This window comes from Sinosporangium siamense (genome assembly GCF_016863435.1).
Taxonomy (GTDB): domain Bacteria; phylum Actinomycetota; class Actinomycetes; order Streptosporangiales; family Streptosporangiaceae; genus Sinosporangium; species Sinosporangium siamense.
The window spans coordinates 168,718-190,210 of record NZ_BOOW01000007.1 but is presented as its reverse complement, the minus strand read 5'-3'; the positions used below and the strand labels follow the sequence as shown (position 1 = coordinate 190,210).

At 71.0% G+C, this 21,493-nt stretch carries 17 protein-coding genes; 9 read left to right on the top strand and 8 right to left on the bottom strand.

What is annotated here, in order from left to right; translation table 11 throughout:
* Positions 1–240: 240 nt before the first annotated feature.
* Entirely contained in the window at positions 241–4,875 is a 4,635-nt protein-coding gene (locus Ssi02_RS05730) for an FtsK/SpoIIIE domain-containing protein (RefSeq protein ID WP_204021788.1), read from the top strand.
* A gap of 152 nt (positions 4,876–5,027) precedes the next feature.
* Here the strand turns inward: Ssi02_RS05730 and Ssi02_RS05725 are convergent, their stop codons facing one another.
* Entirely contained in the window at positions 5,028–5,300 is a 273-nt protein-coding gene (locus tag Ssi02_RS05725) for a WXG100 family type VII secretion target (RefSeq protein WP_204021786.1), read from the bottom strand.
* Between the two features lie 230 nt (positions 5,301–5,530).
* Here Ssi02_RS05725 and Ssi02_RS05720 point away from each other — a divergent pair, with 230 nt between their 5' ends.
* From Ssi02_RS05720 to Ssi02_RS05710, 3 genes are all read left to right on the top strand, one after another.
* Positions 5,531–7,276 carry an acetyl/propionyl/methylcrotonyl-CoA carboxylase subunit alpha gene (locus Ssi02_RS05720; RefSeq protein ID WP_204021784.1) on the top strand — a complete coding sequence of 582 codons (1,746 nt, stop codon included), beginning with the start codon at positions 5,531–5,533 and terminating at the stop codon, positions 7,274–7,276.
* 126 nt (positions 7,277–7,402) lie between these two features.
* The gene (locus Ssi02_RS05715; protein ID WP_204021782.1) at positions 7,403–8,755 is read left to right on the top strand and encodes an LPXTG cell wall anchor domain-containing protein; all 1,353 of its coding nucleotides are present in this window, start codon (positions 7,403–7,405) and stop codon (positions 8,753–8,755) included.
* Positions 8,756–9,174: 419 nt separating this feature from the next.
* A complete protein-coding gene (locus tag Ssi02_RS05710) occupies positions 9,175–10,422 on the top strand; it encodes a pentapeptide repeat-containing protein (RefSeq protein ID WP_204021780.1) in 1,248 nt (415 codons plus the stop codon).
* 109 nt (positions 10,423–10,531) lie between these two features.
* Here Ssi02_RS05710 and Ssi02_RS05705 read toward each other — a convergent pair whose 3' ends face one another.
* Positions 10,532–11,926 carry an NAD(P)H-quinone dehydrogenase gene (locus tag Ssi02_RS05705; RefSeq protein ID WP_204021777.1) on the bottom strand — a complete coding sequence of 465 codons (1,395 nt, stop codon included), beginning with the start codon at positions 11,924–11,926 and terminating at the stop codon, positions 10,532–10,534.
* Positions 11,927–12,112: 186 nt separating this feature from the next.
* Here Ssi02_RS05705 and Ssi02_RS05700 point away from each other — a divergent pair, with 186 nt between their 5' ends.
* The 3 genes from Ssi02_RS05700 to Ssi02_RS05690 are packed head-to-tail and all read left to right on the top strand — an operon-like array spanning position 12,113 to position 15,095.
* Positions 12,113–12,562 carry a gamma-glutamylcyclotransferase family protein gene (locus Ssi02_RS05700; protein WP_204021775.1) on the top strand — a complete coding sequence of 150 codons (450 nt, stop codon included), beginning with the start codon at positions 12,113–12,115 and terminating at the stop codon, positions 12,560–12,562.
* Positions 12,563–12,619: 57 nt separating this feature from the next.
* Positions 12,620–13,423: a purine-nucleoside phosphorylase gene (locus tag Ssi02_RS05695; RefSeq protein WP_204021773.1), complete on the top strand. Its 804-nt coding sequence runs from the start codon at positions 12,620–12,622 to the stop codon at positions 13,421–13,423.
* A gap of 22 nt (positions 13,424–13,445) precedes the next feature.
* Entirely contained in the window at positions 13,446–15,095 is a 1,650-nt protein-coding gene (locus Ssi02_RS05690) for a phospho-sugar mutase (RefSeq protein ID WP_204021771.1), read from the top strand.
* A gap of 1 nt (position 15,096) precedes the next feature.
* Here the strand turns inward: Ssi02_RS05690 and Ssi02_RS05685 are convergent, their stop codons facing one another.
* From Ssi02_RS05685 to Ssi02_RS05675, 3 genes are read right to left on the bottom strand one after another with little or no spacing between them, the layout of a single operon-like run.
* On the bottom strand, positions 15,097–15,525 hold the full coding sequence (locus Ssi02_RS05685; RefSeq protein WP_204021769.1) for a hypothetical protein: 429 nt from the start codon (positions 15,523–15,525) through the stop codon (positions 15,097–15,099).
* A 23-nt stretch (positions 15,526–15,548) separates the two neighbouring features.
* A complete protein-coding gene (locus tag Ssi02_RS05680; protein ID WP_204021767.1) occupies positions 15,549–16,190 on the bottom strand; it encodes a response regulator transcription factor in 642 nt (213 codons plus the stop codon).
* Positions 16,181–17,419, bottom strand: coding sequence for a sensor histidine kinase (locus Ssi02_RS05675; protein WP_204021765.1), 1,239 nt, complete (start codon positions 17,417–17,419; stop codon positions 16,181–16,183). The genes Ssi02_RS05680 and Ssi02_RS05675 overlap by 10 nt, the downstream gene beginning before the upstream one ends.
* A 241-nt stretch (positions 17,420–17,660) precedes the next feature.
* Here Ssi02_RS05675 and Ssi02_RS05670 point away from each other — a divergent pair, with 241 nt between their 5' ends.
* Entirely contained in the window at positions 17,661–17,843 is a 183-nt protein-coding gene (locus Ssi02_RS05670) for a hypothetical protein (RefSeq protein WP_239128619.1), read from the top strand.
* Positions 17,828–18,235, top strand: coding sequence for a PIN domain-containing protein (locus tag Ssi02_RS05665; protein WP_204021761.1), 408 nt, complete (start codon positions 17,828–17,830; stop codon positions 18,233–18,235). Before Ssi02_RS05670 ends, Ssi02_RS05665 begins: the two co-directional genes overlap by 16 nt.
* A 3-nt stretch (positions 18,236–18,238) precedes the next feature.
* Here Ssi02_RS05665 and Ssi02_RS05660 read toward each other — a convergent pair whose 3' ends face one another.
* The 3 genes from Ssi02_RS05660 to Ssi02_RS05650 are packed head-to-tail and all read right to left on the bottom strand — an operon-like array spanning position 18,239 to position 21,492.
* The gene (locus Ssi02_RS05660; RefSeq protein ID WP_204021759.1) at positions 18,239–19,396 is read right to left on the bottom strand and encodes an ABC transporter permease; all 1,158 of its coding nucleotides are present in this window, start codon (positions 19,394–19,396) and stop codon (positions 18,239–18,241) included.
* The gene (locus Ssi02_RS05655; protein ID WP_204021757.1) at positions 19,393–20,538 is read right to left on the bottom strand and encodes an ABC transporter permease; all 1,146 of its coding nucleotides are present in this window, start codon (positions 20,536–20,538) and stop codon (positions 19,393–19,395) included. Before Ssi02_RS05655 ends, Ssi02_RS05660 begins: the two co-directional genes overlap by 4 nt.
* 9 nt (positions 20,539–20,547) lie before the next feature.
* Entirely contained in the window at positions 20,548–21,492 is a 945-nt protein-coding gene (locus Ssi02_RS05650; RefSeq protein ID WP_239128618.1) for an ABC transporter ATP-binding protein, read from the bottom strand.
* Position 21,493: the final 1 nt, after the last annotated feature.

Sequence of the window (21,493 nt, the reverse complement as noted above, 5' to 3'; positions counted from 1 at the left end):
ATTTCAAGTGGACGGATCCCCATGGACCTCATCAGATGGTCCACTCTTTATCCACAAGACTGTCCACAGGCTCCGCCGACCTGCTCGCGCGTTGTCCACAGGAGCGCGAGTCGTCCCTGACGACCGAAACCCCCTGGGGACATGTCATGTGGATAACGCACCATCCCGAATGCCCCGATACCTCGGTACTTTGTGTGCGGTGCTTTTCGTCGAGATCACGAAGCTCTGAGGGAGATCACGATGCGGATCATGCTCACCGTGCTCGGGGAGCAGTCGGACCGCGAGGTCGTGGTGGAGGCCGACGAGACGACAACCGTCGGCGGTGTCGCCCGCACCCTCTGCACAGGCGAGAAGCCAATACGCCCGGCAAAGCACGCCAAGGTGGTCAAACTCGCTCGGACGCGGGCACCGTACGGACTCGACGGCAACGCCGTGCCCGAGGTTGTGCGCATGTGGCGCGACGGGCGGGAGCTCGATCCGGAGGCGCGGGCCGCGGCGGTGCTCCGGGACGGCGATCTCGTGACGCTCGACGGGAAACTGGCGAATCTCACGATCGCCGAGGAGCCCGGCGGTGTCGTCGAGGTGCGCGTGGTGGGAGGCCCGGCGGCGGGGTCGGTGCACCGGGTGGGGCTCGGCGCGCACGTGATCGGGGCGGCCAAGGCGTGTGCGATAGCCGTACCCGACCCGATGTTGCCGGGTGAGGCAGCGGTCATGCGGGTGACGCCCGACGGTGTGCAGGTGAAGGGGCTGCGGCGCCGGCGGCAGGACGATGAGGTGCCGTGGGACGACGACGGCAGGCTGCGGCGGTTGTGGGACGAGGGCCTCGCGGTCTATGAGGAGAAGGACTATTCCGATAGGCCGGGCGACCGCAACGGCGACGCGACGCCGTGGGAGGCGATGCGGTCGAACGAGCGGATGGAATACGCCGAGGCCACGCTGTCGGGCAGGCCGCTGAAGGGACCGGCGCACTGGCCGCAGGACGCGCTGCTCCGCTGCGGGGCGTCGGTGTTCACGGTGCGGCTGATCGAGCCGCCCGACGCCCATCTGGACGCGCGGCCGGACGGCGGGCTGGCGTACAACCGCCCGCCGAGGTTGCGTGAGCCGGAGGGCAACCGCAGGTTCGAGGTGCCGGCCGAGCCGAAGCCGAACGAGGGCATGCGGCTGCAACTGCTCGCGGCGTTCCTGCCCGCGGTGCTCGGCGTGACGATGGTCTTCATCTTCGGCAACTGGATGTTCCTGCTGTTCGCGCTGCTCACCCCGCTGATCTTCATCGCCCAGTGGTGGAGCGACCGCAGGCACGGGCGCAAGCAGCACCGGCAGGCGATGAAGATCTACAAAGAGCGGATGGAGGAGTTCGAGGCGGAGTTGGAGCGCGCCAGGGTCGCCGACGAGGAGGCCCGCCGTACGGCGGCGCCCGACCCGGCCGAGGTGCTGCTGACCGCGACCGGGCCCCGGCGGCGGTTGTGGGAGCGCCGCATCCACGACTCCGACGCGATGCGGCTGCGCGTGGGACTGGCCGACCTGCCGGCCGAGGTGGAGCTTGTTCCCGAGCGCGGCGCCCCGATGGACATGCGTGTGCCGGAGACGCCGATCTGCCGCGACGTGCCGGTCGCGCTGGCGATGCGCCGCCTCGGGGTCGCGGGCGTGACGGGGCCGCGGCAGGTGTCGGCGCGCCTGGCCCGCTGGCTCGTGGGTCAGGCGGCGGCGCTGCACAGTCCGCGCGACCTGGCCGTGGTGGTGTTGTCGGCCCATGCCGACGGGGCCGAGCAGTGGGACTTCGTACGCTGGTTGCCGCACTGCGCCCCGCACGGCGGCGAGGAGTGCGTGGCGCTGATCGGCGGCGAGCCCGAGACTGCGGCACGGCGGGTCGCCGAGCTGGTGTCACTGATCGACGAGCGCCTCGACGAGGACGCCCCGAAGAACGGCCGCACCCCCGCGAGCTGGGACGACATGGGCGGGTCGTGGGGCGAGCAGCGGCGCGAGGGGGCCGAGCCCGCCTTCTCCACCTACGACAGGCGCCCCTACGACGTGCTGGTCGTGCTCGACGGCGCCCAGATGCTGCGCGCGCTGCCCGGCATGCCGCAGGTGCTGCGGCAGGGCCCGCGCGCCGGGGTCTACACGCTGGCCCTCGACGAGGACCGGCGGCTCCTGCCCGAGGAGTGCGAGACGGTCGCCGAGTGCGGCCACGACGGGAAGGTGCGCCTGCGCGGCGGCGGCCTCGACGTGCTCGGCCCGATCCTGGCCGACGGCGTGTCGCAGGGCTGGTGCGACCGGCTGGCCCGCGCGCTGGCGCCGATCCGCGACGTGAGCCGCGACGACGCCGCCTCCGCCCTCCCGGGCGCCGCGCGGCTGCTCGACCTGCTGCCCCTGCCGTCGCTGACCGGCCACACGCTGCGCTCGCGGTGGCGTCCGGGCACCCGCACGACCGAGGCGTTGATCGGCGTCGGCCCCGACGGGCCGTTCACCGTGGACCTGCGGGTGGACGGGCCGCACGCGCTCATCGCGGGCACAACGGGGTCCGGCAAGTCCGAGCTCCTCCAGACGCTGATCGCCTCGCTCGCCACGGCCAACCCGCCGGACGAGATGACGTTCGTGCTCATCGACTACAAGGGCGGGGCCGCCTTCAAGGACTGTGTACGGCTGCCGCACACCGTAGGCATGGTCAGCGACCTGGACGGGCACCTCACCCAGCGGGCGCTCTCCAGCCTGGCGGCGGAGATCCGGCGGCGCGAGCGGCTGCTGCTGGCCTCGGGCACCAAGGACATCGACGACTATCTGGCGCTGCGCGACGCGGGCCGGGCCGCCGAACCCCTGCCCCGGCTCGTGCTGATCATCGACGAGTTCGCGGCGCTGGTCACCGAGTTGCCGGACTTCGTGACCGGGTTGGTGGACATCGCGCGGCGCGGCCGTTCGCTCGGCATCCACCTGGTGCTCGCGACGCAGCGGCCGGGCGGCGTCGTCACCGCCGACATCCAGGCCAACACCTCGCTGCGCATCGCCCTTCGCGTGACCGAGCCCGCCGAGTCGTCCGACGTCATCGACCGGCCCGACGCGGCGCACATCTCCACCTCTACCCCCGGCCGCTGCTACGTCCTGACGGGCAGCGGCGGGCCGACCGCCGTGCAGACGGCGCGGGTGGGCGGCCGGGCCCCGGCGGGGGACGCGGTGGCGCAGATCCGCGTGGTCGACCTCGACTGGCGGTCGCTCGGCCAGCCGTTGCCCGCCGTACGCGACACACGGGAAAGCACGGAGGCCACCGACCTGTCGATGCTGGCCGACGCGCTGGCGTCGGCGGCGGAGTTCGCCGGGATCGCGCGGCGGCCTTCGCCGTGGTTGCCGCCGCTGCCGGCGCAGGTCGAGTTGCCGGAGCCGGTCGACGCCGGCGGCGCGGAAGTGCCTCCGCTGGTCTTCGGCGTGACCGACCGGCCCTGGGCCCAGGACCGGCTGCCGCTGGCGCTGGACCTGGTGCGCGGCGGCCACCTGCTCGTGGCGGGGGCGGCCCGCACCGGCCGGTCGACGGTGCTGCGCACCATGGCGGGGTCGCTCGCGGCCCGCGCATCGGCCGACGACGTGCACCTCCACGTGATCGACTGCGGCTCCGGGGCGCTCCTCCCCCTGGTGTCGCTGCCGCACTGCGGCGCGGTCGTGACCCGCGACCAGCTTGAACGGGTGGAGCGGCTGCTCACCAGGCTGCGCGAGGAGGTGGGGCGGCGGCAGCGCATGCTGGCGGAGGCCGGATATGCCTCGCTGGCCGAGATGCGCGCCGGCGGCGGGCCGCGCCTGCCGTGGCTGCTGGTGATGCTGGACCGCTGGGAGGGGTTCGTCGGGGCGTTCGAGGGCTACGACTACGGGCGTCTGATCGACGCCTTCCTGCAGATCCTGCGGGAGGGCCCGGCCGTGGGGCTGCGTGCGGTCGTCACCTCCGACAGGTCCGGGCTGCTCGGCCAGATCTCCACCGTCTTCGACGACCGGCTGATCCTGCGCATGGGCGACATCGCCGACTACGGGCTCGCGGGATTCCCGGTCAAGGACCTGCCGTCGGTGCTGCCGCCGGGGCGAGCACTCGCACTCGGCGAGCACGGCCTCGTGGAGAGCCAGATCGCGCTGCTGTGCCCGGATCCGACGGGACCGGGGCAGGTGGCGGCGTTGCAGACGCTCGCCAGGGACGCCGCCCCGCCGCTCGCCGCCGCGCCGCTGCGGGTCGACACGCTGCCGCTGCACATCACCGCGGCGCAGGCGGTGGAACTCGACCCCGGTTTCGCCGCGCCCTCCCCCCTGTGGGCGCTGTTCGGGGTGGGCGGCGACGCCCTGGCCCCCGTCGGGGTGGACCTGCTGGCCCACGGGCCCGGCGCGGTCGTCGCGGGCCCGGCACGTTCCGGCCGGTCGTCGACCTTGCTCACGGCGGCCGAGTCGCTGCTTGAGCGGGGCACGCCCGTGGTGGTGGTGACGCCGCGGCGCAGTCCGCTGCGCGAACTGGAAGGGCGGGACGGGGTGCGTGCCGTGCTCACCGCGGACGGCGATCTGCGGGCGGCGACGGCTGAGCTCGGAAGTTATGTGGTGCTTGTGGACGACGCCGAGCTGATCTCGCCCGACTCGCCGCTCGGCATGGCGCTGGAGGAGACGCTGCGGTCGGGGCGCGACGCCGAGCACGGGTTGATCATCGCGGGCACGACGGGCGATCTGACGTCGGCCTATCGCGGTTTCGCCGCCGAGGCCCGCAAGGCCCGCACGGGGCTGCTGCTGTCGGTGCAGAGCCCCGCCGACGGCGACCTGTTCAATGTACGGCTACCGCGTGGTGCGGCAGGCGGCACCCCGGGGCGTGGCCTGCTCGTGACCGTGGGAACGGTGACCCCGATGCAGGCCGCCCTGCCGTGACACCGCCTCGACGGCGGCACCGGCACGCACCCCGGCAAGCACTTCCGGCGCGCGGTGACGGTGGCGCGAGCCGTACGGCACCGGCGTGCTTGGCCCGGTGCCGGCCCCCCACACAGGCGCCCGCGCCGCTGTGCGGCGGCACGGGGGCCGGGTCAGCGGGTGGCGGACTCGATGTTGCCGCGGTAGGTGTTGATGACGCGGGCGGCCTCCTGGAGCTCTTCGGCCATGCGCTGGAAGGCCGAGCGCGAGCTCTGCCAGGCGTCCCGGAAACGCTCGGCGCCGGGGCCGGTCCAGGCGGTGCCCACTTTAGCGGCCTCACGGTCGAGCGTGGCCATCGTGGTGCGCACCTGGTCGGCCTGCTGGCTGAAAGCCGTGGCCATCTGCTGCATTTCCGCGGGGTTGCCACCGAGCAAGTTCTGGCTCATGCCAGTCTCCTTCTGGATCGACGTCCCAAAGCTTCCCCACGATAGACGCCGGATAGGGGATAGATCCACATTATGCAGAACGGCTATGGCGACCACCCGTTCTGAGGGGCTTGAGGGGGGTACGCGAGTCGCGTTCGAGGTTGGGCTCCTACACTCCCTCACAGGCCGATGACCTCGGGGAGACTTCCCCGGTGAGCTTGGCCGATCACTTGTGGAAGGGGAACACGTCGGTGCGTAAGGTCCTGATCGCCAACCGAGGCGAGATCGCGGTACGGATCGCCCGCGCGTGCAAGGACGCCGGACTCGCCGGCGTCGCCGTCTACTCCGACCAGGACCTGGACGCCCTCCATGTCAAGGTCGCGGACGAGGCGCACGCGCTTGGCGGGCAGAGCCCCGCCGAAACCTACCTCAACGTCGACAAGCTGCTCCGCGTCGCCCGCGACGCGGAGGCCGACGCCGTCCATCCCGGCTACGGCTTCCTCGCGGAGAACGCCGACTTCGCGCAGGCGGTCATCGACGCCGGTTTGATCTGGATCGGTCCGCCCCCCGCCGCGATCACCGCCCTCGGCGACAAGGTGCAGGCCCGCCACATCGCCCAGGCCGTCGGGGCGCCGCTGGTGGCCGGCACGCCCGACCCGGTGTCGGGCGTCGACGAGGTCGTCGAGTTCGCCGAGCGGAACGGCCTCCCCATCGCGATCAAGGCGGCGTACGGCGGAGGCGGGCGTGGCCTGAAGGTCGCGCGCACGCTGGAGGAGATCCCCGACCTCTACGAGTCGGCCGTGCGCGAGGCCGTCACCGCCTTCGGGCGGGGCGAGTGCTTCGTCGAGCGTTACCTCGACCGGCCGCGCCACGTCGAGACCCAGTGCCTGGCCGACTCCCACGGCAACGTGGTCGTCGTCAGCACCCGCGACTGCTCTCTCCAGCGCCGCCACCAGAAGCTGGTCGAGGAGGCCCCCGCGCCGTTCCTCAACGAGGAGCAGATCGAGCTGCTCTACTCGAGCTCCAAGGCCATCCTCCGCGAGGCGGGCTACGTGGGCGCGGGCACCTGCGAGTTCCTCGTCGGCCAGGACGGCACGATCTCCTTCCTTGAGGTCAACACCCGGCTCCAGGTCGAGCACCCCGTCACCGAGGAGGTCGCCGGCGTCGACCTCGTGCGCGAGATGTTCAGGATCGCCGCCGGCGAGGCCATCGGCTACGGCGACCCGGTGCTGCGCGGCCACTCCATCGAGTTCCGGATCAACGCCGAGGACGCCGGCCGCGGCTTCCTGCCCGCGCCCGGCACGATCACCGCGATGCGCACCCCGACGGGCCCCGGCGTGCGGCTCGACGCGGGCTACGAAGCGGGCATGACGGTGCCGCAGGCGTTCGACTCGCTGGTCGCCAAGCTGATCGTCACGGGCGCCACCCGCGCCCAGGCCATCGAGCGCTCCCGCCGCGCCCTCGCGGAGTTCGAGATCGACGGCATGCCGACCGTCCTGCCCTTCCACCGGGCCATCGTGGCCGACCCGGCGTTCATCTCCGACCCGTTCACCGTGCACACGCGCTGGATCGAAACCGAGTTCGACAACACGATCGAGCCTTACGCGGGCGGGGTCGAGGCGGCCGAGCCGGGCGAGCGTGAGCGGATCACGGTCGAGGTGGGCGGCAAGCGCCTCGAAGTGGTGCTTCCCGCGGGATTCGGCACGGCGAGCCCGGCTGCCGCCGCCAAGAAGCCCGCCAGGCGGGCCGGTGGCGGGGCCAAGAAGGCCGCGGCGAGCGGCGACTCGCTGGTGAGCCCCATGCAGGGCACGATCGTCAAGGTCGTGGCGAGCGACGGCGACACCGTGGCCGAGGGCGACACGATCGTCGTCCTTGAGGCCATGAAGATGGAGCAGCCGCTGGCCGCGCACAAGTCGGGCACGGTGACGGGTCTCGCGGCGGGGGTCGGCCAGACCGTCAGCTCGGGCGCCGTCATCTGCGAGATCAAAGACGTCTGAGCGGGGGCGGCGGAGCCTGAGGGCCCTACCCAGGTGGTCGATCACCTTCAGCAGGGAATACGGTCAAGGCAGGGGAACTTCTGTTGACGCTCATTCGTCCTTCCGGACGAAGGAGGGCTTGTTGCCGTGATAACGACCACTGCGGCCCGCCGAGTGGGAGCCGCGCTCGCCGCGCTCTTCGCCGGACTCCTCGCGATGTCCGCGCTGGCGCCCGCCGCTCATGCCGCCGCACCTGATACCAACACAATTGTGTCCGAATGGCAGAAGAACGGACGCTTCTATTACGACCCGGCGGCCAAGGTCCCCGATGACTCGGTGGCCAGGATGCGTGACGCCGTGGCCCAGGCCGGCACGGTCTACCTCGCGGTCCTGCCCGCGGGTTCCGTCACGCAGTCCGAGGCCAAGGGGTTCCTTTCCGCGCTCAGCGACAAGGTCGGCGGCGACAACACCGTCGGCGTGATGGTGGGCACCGGCCTCGCGGCGCACACGTCCATCTCCGACGTCAACGTCATCCGGCTGATCAGCAAGGCCCAGCGGTCGAGCGACAACGCCACCGACAGGGTCGTCAACTTCGTGGGCTTCGCCGAGGCCGCGGGCACCGGCAAGGCCGTGACGACCGGCTCGAACGCGCCTCAGAGCGGCGGCGGCTCCGGTCTCGGCGCCCTGGTCGCCCTCGGTGTGCTGGCCCTGGCGGGCGGCGGCGGCTACTTCCTCTACTCGCGGAGCAAGAACAAGAAGCAGGCCGCGATCGAGGCCGAGCAGCTCTCCTCCGTGAAGAAGACCGTCGAGGAGGACGTCACGAAGTTCGGTGAGGAGATCACCGAGCTCGACGTCGAGGTCCGCCTGCTGGGCGCGGGCGCCGAGCACCAGGCCGACTGGCAGCACGCGCTCGACTCCTACGAGAAGGCCAAGTCCGAGCTGACCGCGGTCAAGCACCCGCAGGAGATCAGGAACGTCACGACCGCCCTTGAGGACGGCCGTTACGCCCTGGCCTGCGTCAAGGCGCGCGTCGAGAAGCGCCCGCTGCCCGAGCGCCGCGCCCCCTGTTTCTTCAACCCGCAGCACGGCCCCTCGTCCCGCGACGTGCGCTGGGCCCCGCCCGGCGGCACCCTGCGCGACGTGCCCGCCTGCTCCGCCGACGCCGAGGCCATCGAGCAGGGCTTCGACCCGCAGATGCGCACGGTCATGGTCAACGGCCAGCGCCGTCCCTACTGGGAGGCCGGCCCCGCCTACCAGCCCTACGCCTCGGGCTACTACGGCGGCTTCGGCGACGTCATGAGCATGATGCTGGTCGGCACGATGCTCGGCAGCATGATGGGCGGCTGGGGTTACGGCGGTTACGGCGCGGGCTACGACGCCGGATATGAGCAGGGCCTCGACGCCGGCGTGGGCGATCTCGGCAGCGGCGGGAGCGACTTCGGCGGCAGCGACATGGGCGGCTGGGGCGACTTCGGCGGCGGAGACTTCGGCGGCTTCTAACCCCTTCCTTCAACCCACCCCACCCGAAGGGCCGGCGGATCTCCGCCGGCCCTTTCCTCCTGCCCGGCCTCTCGTCCCACCAGGCTCGGGCAAGCCGTGCCGTACGGCGGAGCGGGGCAGGGCGGCGAGCCGCCTGGGGGCTCGACCAGGTCAAGTGAGCTCTGCCGTACGGAAGGGCGGCGGACGGGTTCCCGGGAGGTGACCAGGTCAGGCGGGCTGTGCCGTACGGCGGGGCCTGTCTGGTGGGGTGTCTGTTAAGGGTGGTGCAAGCGGGGATCAGCCGGGGCTGGCAGACTCGAAGCCGTTCGAGGAGGCCCCCTTTGCGTAGTTCCATCCCCCCAAGAGCAGTGCACCCCGTCCCACCTGCGGATCCGGCCGGTGTTGTGGCTGCCTCCCGGCGTGCGGGGTGGATTGTCGCCTTGCTCGCTCTTGGGACGTCGCTGGTGCTGAGCGCCCTCCCGGCTTCCGCGGCGGCCTCGGCGTCCTATGGCCGGGCCGTCCTCCGGCCGGCCGAGGCGGGGCGCGGCCTGATCTCCGCCCGGCCCTGCCGGGCGGGACAGGGGGCGAACTACCGGGGGCGGGATCTGCGGCGGACCGTGTTGCCGTACAGCCTGCGCTGTGCCGATCTCACCGGGGCCAAGCTCGATCAGGTCGATCTCACCCAGAAGGACATGACTGGGGCGATCCTGCGGGGGGCGTCGCTCCGGGAGGCGGATCTCACGCAGGCCCGGCTGGATTACGCCGACCTCCGCAAGGCCGACTTCACCGAGGCCGATCTCGGTCAGATGCACGCCGACCGCTCCGACGCCCGTGAGGCGATCTTCGTGGACGCCGAGGCGGGGCAGGCGGAGTTCCAGCACGCCAAGCTGAACGGGGCGAAGTTCACCCGCGCGGTGCTCACTCAGGCCACTCTGGTCGATGCCGTGCTCACCGGGGCCGATCTCCGCAACGCCACGCTGGGCCAGATCAAGGCCCGCAAGGCGGACTTCTCACACGCTCAGATGCATGAGGCCAAGCTGGGCCAGGCCACGCTGCTCCACGCGAAGTTCAGGTCGGCGGATCTGCGCGAGGCCGACTTCACGATGGCCGATGTGGACGGCGCCGACTTCTCCGGGGCCAACGTCGAGAGCGCCACGTTCACCATGGTCGACGATCTCAACCTCGACGGGGCCGTCGGCACGCCTGAGGGGCAGGTGGGGCGGACGTCCGTGCCGCGTGTCACCCGCGTGCCCACCACTCCGCCCACCGCGGGCGGCCGGGTCGTCTACAGCCGGCCGGCCGAGTCAAAACCCCGAATCGGGTTGATCATGGTGATCGCCGGGGCCGCCGGGCTGGGGATCACCCTGGCCCTGTGGGGCGCCGCCCGGCGCCGCCACCGGCGCGAGGCCGACGTGTTCCTGCTGGCCAGACGGGCCGTCGAGGACGACGTCACCACGCTGGGCCGCCATATCGACGCCCTGGACCTCGAGCTCCGCTCGGGTGGCCGCCTGCCCACCGTCACGGCCGAACACGACTGGCAACGGGCCCTGGACGCCTATCAGGCCGCCAGGAACATCCTTTCCTCGGCGTCCGGCACAGAAGACCTGGCCTACGCCGCCCAGGCCGTCCACGACGCCCGCAGCGCCCTCCACCGGCTCCAGGCCGGGCCGTCCACCGGGCCGCAGTGACCCACACAGCGATCCACGGCTCCGCCGTACACGATCGCCGGCTTCACCGCCGCCCTTGATCGGCTGATCCCGGAAGGCAAGCGCCGGTGTGGAAAGGGTCAAACCCGGGTCAGACGCCTCCGTTGGGGAGCGGCTGCATCAGGCGGCGGGCCGCCTCGGTGACGGAGCCCGACATCGACGGATAGACCGCGAACGTGTGGGCCAGCTGGTCGACGGTGAGGCGCTGCGACACGGCGACCGAGACGGCGAGGATCAACTCGGAGGCGCTGGGCGCCACCACGACACCGCCGAGCACGATGCCGGTGTGCGGGCGGCAGAAGAGCTTGACGAAGCCGTCGTTGAAGCCCTGCATCTTGGCCCGCGCATTGGTGGCGAGCGGGAGTTTGACCACGTTGGCCTCGACCTCGCCGCTCTCGATGGCCCGCTGGGACACGCCGACGGCGGCGATCTCGGGGTCGGTGAAGATGTTGGAGGCCACCGTGGCGAGCCTCAAGGGCTGCACGGCCTCACCGAGGGCGTGCCACACGGCGATGCGGCCCTGCATGGCGGAGACGGAGGCCAGCATGAGCACGCCAGTGCAGTCGCCCGCGGCGTAGACGCCGGAGGCCGAGGTGCGGGAGACCTTGTCCACCTGGATGAAGCCGCCCTTGTCGAGCTGGACCCCGGCCTCCTCCAAGCCCATGCCGGAGGTGTTGGGCACCATGCCGACCGTCATGAGGCAGTGGCTGCCCTCGGCGGTGCGGCCGTCCTCCAGGGTGACCACTACGCCGTCCTCGGTGCGTTTGACGGAGGAGGCGCGGGTGCGGCCCATGACGTTCATGCCGCGGCGGCGGTAGACCTCTTCGAGGACCTCGGCGGCGTCGGCGTCCTCGTTGGGCATCATGCGGTCGCGGCTCGACACGAGTGTGACGTCGGAGCCGAGCGAACGGTATGCCCCGGCGAACTCGGCGCCGGTCACGCCGGAGCCGACCACGATCAGGTGCTCGGGGAGCGTGTCCAGGTCGTACATCTGCCGCCAGGTCAGCACCCGCTCGCCGTCGGGCTCGGCCCCCGGCAGGATGCGCGGGGTGGCGCCGGTGGCCACGATGACCACGTCGGCCCTGATGGTGCGGTCTCCGGCGCGGACCACCTGGGGGTCGACGAGCCGGCCGCGCGCCTTCACGATCTCGACGCCCTCGGCGGCGAGGCGGGAGGCGATGTCGGCGGACTGCGCCTGGGCGAGCTCCTTGACGCGGCCGTTGACGAGAGGCATGTCGGCGTAGACCCCGCCGACGTCGCCGTCGGGGCCGCCGGTGAAGTAGACCCCGAGGGAGGCCGCGTCGAGCAGGGCCTGCTTCCGGACCGAGGTCGCGATCAGAGTCTTGGAGGGCACGCAGTCGGTGAGCACGCAGGCGCCGCCTGGCCCGTGCTCCTCGACCACGGTGACATCCGCTCCGAGTTGCGCCGCGACGAGCGCCGCTTCGTAGCCGCCGGGTCCACCACCGATGATCACGATCCTTGTCACTCCCCCATTGTCCCGTATAACGGGTGCCCCCTCGCCTTCGGGGCGGAGGTGGATTTAGTGGGGCTGTGCCGTACACAACCCTGGGCTCCTCCATGCCGGAGGCTGCCTTCGCCGGGCAAGTCCGTGACGAACTCTCGTCGGAACCCGGGGGGAATAGGCGGGGACTCAACGCTAGTCTTGGTTGCCGTGCCTGTTTACGCCACGTACGGCAGCAACATGGATCCCAAGCAGATGGCGCAGCGCGCCCCGCACTCCCCCATGAGGGGCACCGGGTGGCTACAGGGGTGGCGCCTGACGTTCGGCGCGGAGAACCTCGGCTGGGAGGGCGCGCTCGCCACGATCGTCGAGGACGCCGAGGAACAGGTCTTCGTGGTGCTCTACGACGTCCCCGAGTGGGATGAGGCGTCGCTCGACCAGTGGGAGGGCGGCGGGCTGCTGCACCACAAGGTGCGCCTGCGGGTGCAGACCCTGGAGGGCGAGGTCGTCGCATGGTTCTATGTGCTCGACGACTATGAGGGCGGGCTTCCCTCGGCGCGTTATCTCGGCATCATCGCCGACGCGGCGGAGAAGGCCGGGGCCCCCGACGACTATGTGAAGGCCCTTCGTGGCAGGCCCTGCAAGTCACTTGGCGACTGATCCGCATTACGCCGGATAAGTCCGTTTCATCAGCCGCGCGATGTAGCCTCATTTATCGTGAGCAATGACGCATACGCCCTGGCACAGGATGCCGCCGCGGCACTGAAGAGCGCCGTCGGGATCTCCTCCTTCGACGTGGCCCTGATCATGGGCTCCGGGTGGGTCCCGGCAGCCGACGCGATCGGACGCACGGTCGCGGAGGTCGCCATGGCCGACCTTCCTGGCTTCTCGGCGCCCGCGGTCGCCGGACACGGCGGCACGATCCGCGTGGTGGCCACCGAGGCCGGCAGGCATGCGTTGATCTTCCTCGGGCGCACCCACCTCTATGAGGGCCGGGGGGTCGAGCCCGTGGTCCACGGCGTGCGCACCGCCCTTGCCGCCGGGGTCGGCACCTTCGTGATCACCAACGCCGCCGGGGGGCTGCGGCCGGAGACGCAGAAGGTCGGCGAGCCGGTGCTGATCAGCGACCACATCAACATGACCGGCGCCAACCCCCTCACCGGCACGACGTTCATCGACCTCACCGACGTCTACACCCCGCGCCTGCGCGAGCTCGCCCGCAGCCTCGACCCGAGCCTCCAGGAGGGCGTGTACGTCGCCTTCCGCGGACCGACATATGAGACACCCGCGGAGATCCGCATGCTCCGCATCATCGGTGGGGACATGATCGGCATGTCCACCGTGCTTGAGGCCATCGCCGCCCGCGAAGGCGGAGCCGACGTGCTCGGCATCTCCCTTGTGACCAACCCCGGCGCCGGGCTCGTGGGCGAGCCCCTCAACCACCTCGAGGTGCTGGAGGTTGGCAGGGCCACAGCGGCGCGCATGGGAACGCTGCTGGCCAAGGTCGTGGACAAGCTCTGAACCTCGCGCGGGGGACTCACCGATGAACGAAGCGACCGACCTGGTGCGGCGTGCCCGCGAATGGCTCGCCGCGGACCCCGACCCGCACACCCGCGCCGAGCTCGCGGAGCTGCTCGACCAGGGCGACATGACCGCGCTCACCGACCGGTTCGGGAGCAAACTCGAGTTCGGTACGGCGGGGCTCCGCGGTGAGCTGGGTCCCGGCCCCAACCGGATGAACCGCGTCACCGTGATGCGCGCCGCGGCCGGGCTCGCCCGCGTGCTCAAGCCGGGCGACCTGGTGGTCGTCGGCTACGATGCCCGGCACAACTCCGACGTGTTCGCCCGTGACACCGCGGCCGTGCTGACCGGGGCGGGGCTGCGTGTGGCGCTCATGGCCAGGCATTGGCCGACGCCTGTGCTGGCTTATGCCGTACTCCACCTTGGGGCGGCGGCGGGGGTCATGGTGACGGCGTCGCACAATCCGCCGCGGGACAACGGCTACAAGGTCTATTGGGGGGACGGCGCGCAGATCGTGCCGCCGCTCGACACGATGATCTCGCAGGCCATCAACGGGGTTGGGCGGGTCGACGCGCTGCCGCTCGGCGACGACTGGGCGACGTTGTCGGCGGCCGACATCGTGGAGCCGTATCTCGCGGCGGTCCTGGGTTTGCCGCTGGGCGCGGCGCGGGAACTCGCCGTCGTCTACACGCCCATGCACGGGGTCGGCGGTGAGACGCTCGTGGAGGCGATGACCCGGGCCGGGTTCGCGCCGCCGGCGGTGGTCGCCGAGCAGTTCGAGCCCGACCCCGCCTTCCCGACGGTGGCGTTCCCCAACCCGGAGGAGCCCGGGGCGATGGACCTCGCGCTCGCCCTCGCGGCCAAGAACGGCGCGGACCTGATCCTCGCCAACGACCCCGACGCCGACCGCTGCGCCGCGGGTGTGCCCACGGGCGACGGGGACTATCGCATGTTGTCGGGCGACGAGGTCGGCGGGCTGCTCGCCGAGCACGTGCTGCGGCACACCTCCGGCGGCGACCGGCTGGTGGCGTGCAGCATCGTGTCCAGCTCGCTGCTGTCGAAGATCGCGGCGAGGTACGGCGTGCACTACGCGGACACGCTGACCGGCTTCAAGTGGATCGTGAAAGCCGGCACCGGGGACGAGCGGCTCGTCTTCGGCTATGAGGAGGCCCTCGGCTACAGCGTCGGCTCCGACGGTGGGCTGCCGGTGCGCGACAAGGACGGCATCGGCGCCGCTCTCACCATCGCGGGCATGGCGGCGCTAGCCCGGCGGGAGGGCCGCACGCTGCTCGACCTACTCGACGACCAGGCCCGGGAGTACGGTTTGCACGCGACAGGCCAGCTGTCGGTGCGGGTGAGCGACCTGTCGCTGATCACCGAGGCGATGGCGCGGCTGCGGGCCACACCGCCCGCCGAACTCGGCGGGCGGGCGGTCGAGTCGGCCGAGGACCTGAGTCTCGGCGCGGGCGGCCTGCCGCCGACCGACGGGCTGCGCTATCGGCTGGCCGGGGGCGCGCGGGTGATCGTGCGGCCGTCGGGCACCGAGCCGAAGCTCAAGTGCTATCTGGAGGTCGTGGTCCCGGTCGCAGGGCCGGTGGCGGAGGCCAGGACGCGGGCCGCACACGACCTGGCGGCGCTCCGCACGGACCTGTCGGCGGCGCTCGGGCTGTGAGTCACACGGGCAGCCGGGTGATCGGGATGTCCGGAACGCTCACGGTGACGTCGGCGCGGCACTTGTCCGCGCCGCGGCGGCCTTTGTGCGGGCACTCGAAGTCGAGGATGAGGGTGCCGCCGTCCCAGCTCTCCATGACATTGGGCCGGTCCCACTCCCAGACCACCCTGCGATCGACGGTCATCTCGCCGTCCTTGCCCCGGGCGATGGTGACGTTAGTGTCGTCCGACGCCTTCACCACGAGCCGGGGGGCCGTGAGCCGGTAGACGCTCGTCGTGCGTTCGTCGCCCTTTTGCACGATCGTGCCGGTGTCGTAGTCCTCGTAGCCCGGTCTCACCTCGAACCAGGCGATGATCGGCCCCAGGAGCACCGCTGACAGGGCGATGGCTCCGCCGGAGACGATCCACGCCATCCTCGTCTTACGTCGCATCTCTCTTGTCCCTGTTCTATGGGTCAGACCTTGAGGAAACGCAGCACGGCGAGCACACGACGGTGGTCCCTGTCGGCGTTCGATAGCCCGAGTTTCATGAAGATGTTGTTGATGTGCTTGCCGACCGCGCCCTCCGAGACCACGAGGGCCTCGGCGATGCCGCCGTTGGAACGCCCCTCGGCGATGAGGGCCAGGACCTCATGCTCGCGCGGGGTTAGCTGGTCGAGCGGGTCGCTGTGCCGGCGGACGAGCAGCTGGGCGACCACCTCGGGGTCGAGGGCGGTGCCGCCCGCCGCCACCCGGCGCAGGGCGTCGAGGAACTCCGCGACGTCGGCCACCCGGTCCTTCAGCAGATAGCCGATGCCGCTCGTCTCGGTCGACAGGAGCTGCGTGGCGTAACGCTCCTCGACATATTGCGACAGCACCACGATCGGTAGCTTCGGCCTCCCCCGGCGCAGCACCAGCGCCGCCCTCAAGCCCTCGTCGCTGTGGAAAGGCGGCATACGCACATCGGTGATGACCAGGTCGGGCTCATGCTCCTCGACGGCCCGCAGCAGCCCCTCCGCGTCGCCCGCGGTCGCCACCACCTCGAAACCGGCCGAACCGAGCACCCAGATGAGTCCCTCCCGCAGCAGGACCGAATCCTCGGCAAGCACTATTCGCACGGTAGTTCCACTTCAATCCTTGTCGGACCGCCCGGTGGGCTGTCGATGTTCAAGATTCCGTCCACGGAGCCAACGCGCTGCGTCAGGCCGCGGAGCCCGGTGCCGAGCGCGGGATCGGCGCCACCCACCCCGTCGTCGGCGACCACCAGCCTGAGCGCTCCGCCCTCACGGTGCACCGTGACCTCGGCGGAGGAGGCCAGAGCGTGCTTGGCGATGTTGGTGAGCGCCTCAGACACCACGAAGAACGCCACCGCCTCGATTGTGGGGGACACCCGCCCGGCCAGCTCGACGCGCAACCGCACCGGGAACGGCGCCCCCGCGGCCAGGCCCGACAGGGCGGCGTCGAGGCCCTCGTCGTTGAGCACGGCCGGGTGCAGCCCGCGCACGAAGTCGCGCAACTCCTTGAGAGCCAGTTTGGCCTCCTCGTGCGCCTGCACGATGACGTCCTTGGCGGTCGGCGGCAGGTCCTCGAAGGCGGCCCGCGCCATGCCGAGCTTCATCGCGAGCGACACCAGGCGCTGCTGGGTGCCGTCGTGGAGGTCCCGCTCGATGCGGCGGCGCTCGGCGTCGGCGGCGTCCACCACCTCCGCCCGGCTCTCGCGCAGCGTCTCGACCCGGGCCGCCAGCAGGTCGCTGAGACTCGGCCCGAGCAGCGCCTGCGCGGCCATCGTGTCAAGCGAGGCCACCGCCCGCGCCATGAACGGCGCCACGACCAGCAGCACGGCCGACAACGCGGACAACGCCCCCAGTTGCAGCACATCCACCACACCCATGGCGCGCACCATGACCGCCAGCGATATCAGGGCCCCGGACCAGGCTCCGATCACCAGCGCCACCCCGAGCAGGCCGATCAGGGGCGAGAGCAGGTGGTAGACGATCTGACGCCACGTGCTCCTGGTCCGCACCGCCCGGTAGAGCCGCTTGAAGGGGTTGCGGAGGGGGGCCGGCCTCGGCACCCTGTCGATCTCCACCCCCAGCAGCGCCGCGAACCTCGCCCGCTGCCACGACGTGAACTTCGGCACCAGCCAGAAGAGCAGCGAGACCGACACGAGGGGCACCACGACGGTCCACGAGAACGCCACGGTGAGCGCCCCCAGCCCCACCAGCACGCCGGCCGCCACCACCGAGATCGGCACACCCGCAGCCACGTGAAACGTGCACAACAACGTCCGCAACCCCCAGTGGGCCCGAATCCGCTCCCAGGGGGACAACAGCACCGCATCGGTCATGCCCCCACCGTAGAGAACCCCCTCACCCCCGCAACATGGCCAAAGCTTCCCTCCTCATGGTGAGGCAGGCACCACCTTCTCCCACCGCACCATTGACTCTCCGATCACGGTCGATCAAGCCACGCAGTACTCCCCTTCAGGGATAATCAGATAATCTGATGCTATGAAAGTGATGAGCGCCACCGAAGCATCGCGCAGCTTCGCCGCTGTGCTTGACGATGCTGAGCGAGGAGAGACCACTGTGGTCACGCGGGGAGGCCGTCAGATCGCGATCATCCGCCCCGCGCCCACAGCACCCGGTCGAATGGTCAAGGCGATGCTGGCCAGGCATACGACCACAGTCGACCCAGACTTCGCCGAAGACGTGCGTATGGGCCGTGAGTCCGTCGAGGACACCCCGAGAGCGACATGGCCCGACGCCTGATACTCGACACCTGTGTGTTTATAGCCACGGACCGATCGGCCGAGGCATTGGACGACGTCATCGGCGACCGGGACGACATCGCCATATCCGCGATCACCGTCGCGGAGCTTCTCATGGGTGTCGAGTTGGCTGACGCCCACAACCGGCAACGACGCCAGACGTTCGTTGACGAAGTCCTCGCCTTGATCCCAGTGGAGGAATACACCACAAATGTCGCTCGTGTCCATGCACGTTTGATGGCGCATGTTAGAAAGCTGGGAAAGCCGAGAGGAGCCTACGATTTGGTGATCGCTGCCACGGCTGCGGCCACAGCGCGCGAAGTCGTCACGATGGACTCCTCTGCTTCCTTCGACGACCTCCCTGGGGTGAAAGCGCATCTCGTCTCCCGCTGATGGTCAGCGGGTGAGGGCTCTGTGCATGTGCCAGGCGCCGAGGGTGAAGAGGGCTATGGCGGCGGCGGTGAGGAGGGCGACGGTGGGGAGGATGTCGGCCAGGCCGGCGCCGTGCCGTACCAAGCGGGTGAAGGCGTCGTAGGCCCAGGCGTGCGGGGTGACGTGGGCGACGGTGCGCATGGTGTCGCTGAAGCTCTCCAGGGGGACCGCGGTGCCGCCGAGGCCGCCCAGGCCGAGGCCGAGGATCACGGCGACGGAGACGGCCTGGGCCTCGGTGCGCATGAGGGAGCCGAGGAGGGTCGCGGCGCCCGCGCCGACGAGGATGAAGGCGACGACGAGGGCCGCCGCCCCGGGTGGTGAGCCCCAGTCGACGCCGAAGAGGAGAGCCGAGCCGAGCATGACGGTGAGGCCCTGGGCGAGGGTGATGACGAGTTTGCCGAGCGTCTCGCCGAGCACGATGCTGCCGGCGGAGGTCGGGGTGGAGTAGGCGCGGCGGGTCACGCCGAGGCGGCGGTTCTCGACCGTGCCGACTCCCGCGATCAGCGCGGTCATGAAGGTGTAGAGCAGCAGGAGCGGCGGCGCCCAGATGCCGAAGCCCGCGGCTCCGTGCGGCATGACCGCCTCCCCCGTGGTGGTGACCTTGACGTCCAGGCCGGGTACGGCGGAGCCGAGCGCGGCCCGGTAGGTCTCGTCGAACGTGCCGGCGCCCTGGGCCGCCGCGAACCCGGCGGCCTTGATCGGCGCGGCCTCCTTGGGCACGACCGACGCGATCAGCGCTCCGGCGGTGAGGCCGGCGATGTCGCCGGGCCGGGTGATCTGCTGGAGGGTGACGCGTCCCCCGGCGCGCAGCGTCGTGTCATATCCGGCGGGGATCGCGAGCCCCGCATGGAGTTCGCCGCGTTCGACCCGCGACACGAGGTCGTCCCGGCTGCCGACACGCACCACCTCGACATCGTCGTCGGCGCCCAGGGAGGCGACGAGGCGGGCGGCGAGCGGTTCCCCGGTCGCGCCGCTGACGCCGAGCCGCACCTGGGAGGTGCCGCCGAACATGAGCCCCATCATGAAGATCATCAGAAAGGGCATCAGGACCACGAAGAACAGGTTGGTCCGCTCGCGGAAGAACCGCCGCAGCCCGAGCAGAGCGAAGGCCAGTGCTTTCACGCCACACCACCCGTCACACGAAGCATCCTTCCCGATCGGTGTACCGCCACCCCGCCGGTGACGACGGCGATGGCCAGCAGGACAAGTACCGGACTCACGACGGCACTCGCCGTACCGCCGCCCGCCAGTTCGGCGAGTCCGGAAAGGAACCAGCGGTGCGGTGTCACATAGCCGAGGTAGGGCAGCAGGCCGACCTGGGCGATCGGGAAGAGTGCCCCGCCGAAGACGCCGAGGACCGTCGCCACGATCGAGACCCAGTTCGACGCCTGCTCCGCCGTACGCGCGAAGGACGCGACCACGGTGGTGATGCCGCACACGGCGAGTACGGTGGCCGCGACCAGGGCGGCGACGCCGAGCGGGTCGCCCCAGCGCGCCCCGAGCAGCAGCCCGGAGGTCGCGATGAGGACGGTCATCGTCACGATGCCCGTCACGACGCCGCCGACGGATTTGCCGGCCACGATCGACCATCGCGGGATCGGCGCCGCGATCAGCCGCACCAGCGTGCCGCCCGCGCGTTCGGCGAAGATGCCCGCCGCGCTCACGACGGCGCCGAAGAACAGGAAGAAGACCGCCATGCCCGCCGCGTGATAGGTGGCCGGGTCGAGCTGCTTGCGCAGGACCGGCGTCGAGGTGTCCAGGGCGACCGGTGTGGGTGCGGCTTGCGCCAGCCGGGCGAGTTCCCCTGCGTCGGCGTCACGCCCCTGCATGGCGACGGCGACCGCGAGACCGGTCGTGCGCAACTCGGTGGCGTAGGACTGCGCGAGGCCGCGTGCGACGTCGACGGCGATGGCGGCGTCGACGTTGCCGATCACTTCGAGGGTGCCGGTCCGCCCGTCAGGCGGCACGACGAACACCGCGTCCACCTCCCCCTTGTCCACCAGGGCGGCTCCGGCGTCCCAGCCGGGTAGCTCGCGCAGGGTGATGTATCCGCGTTCGGCCATCGGGCGCAGGACCTGTTCGGTGAACGCCGCGCCTCCTGCGACCGCGTAGCGGCCGATGAACTGCTGCTTTTCATTGCCGCCGAGGGTGAGGGTGAGGAGGAACGCCAGCCCCAGCGGGAGCGCCAGGCCGAAGGTCAGCAGGGTGGTGTCCCTGAACTGCTGCCTGAGGTCCTTGAGCAAGATGGTGAGAGCCGCTCGCATCCCGCCCCCTCAGTCCCGCAGCGCCCGGCCGGTGAGGTGCAGGAACACCGCTTCGAGATCGGGCTCGCGCACCTCCACCGACCGCACCGCCACACCGCCCGCGGCGACCGCCGCCATCAGCTCGGTCATCGCGGCACGCGCGTCGGCCACGAAGGCGACGACCTCGCCGTCCTCCCCTTCGACCCGCTGCACACGGCCGACCCCCGGCGCCGCCTCAAGGACGGGTACGGCATGAGCCGGGTCGCCCTCCACCTTGAAGACGACCTGGTCGTGCTCGCCCACCAGGCCCACCAGCTCGCGGCGGGTGCCCTCGGCCCGTAGCCGCCCCCCGTCGAGGATGCCGATGCGGTCGCAGAGGCGTTCGGCCTCCTCCATGTAGTGCGTGGTGTAGAGGATGGCGACGCCCTCGCCGGCGAGTTCGCGCACGCTGGCCAGGATCGCGTTGCGGCTCTGCGGGTCGACGCCGACGGTGGGCTCGTCGAGGATGAGCAGCTTGGGGCGGTGGAGCAGGCCGATCGCGATGTTGAGCCTGCGGGCCATGCCGCCGCTGTAGGTTCTGACGGCGTCGTCGGCCCGGTCGGCCAGGCCGACGGCCTCAAGCACCCGCTCGATCTCGCGGGCGGCCGCGGCTCGGCTCATGCCGTACAACTTTGTGAAGAACCTGAGGTTCTCGCGGGCGCTGATGTCGTGGTAGAGAGCGAGGTCCTGGGGGACGTAGCCGATGAGCGCCTTGCTCCGGCGGTCGGCCGGGCTGTGCGGGCGTCCGCCGACGCGCACCTGGCCGGCGTCGCGATCGAGCACGCCGACGATCATGGAGATCGCGGTGGTCTTCCCGGCGCCGTTGGGGCCGAGCAGGCCGTAGGTCTCGCCTTGATCGATGGTGAAGCTCAGTGTGTCGACCGCGACCGACTCTCCATAGAGTTTGGTGATGTTGTCGACTTCGAGGACAGGCATG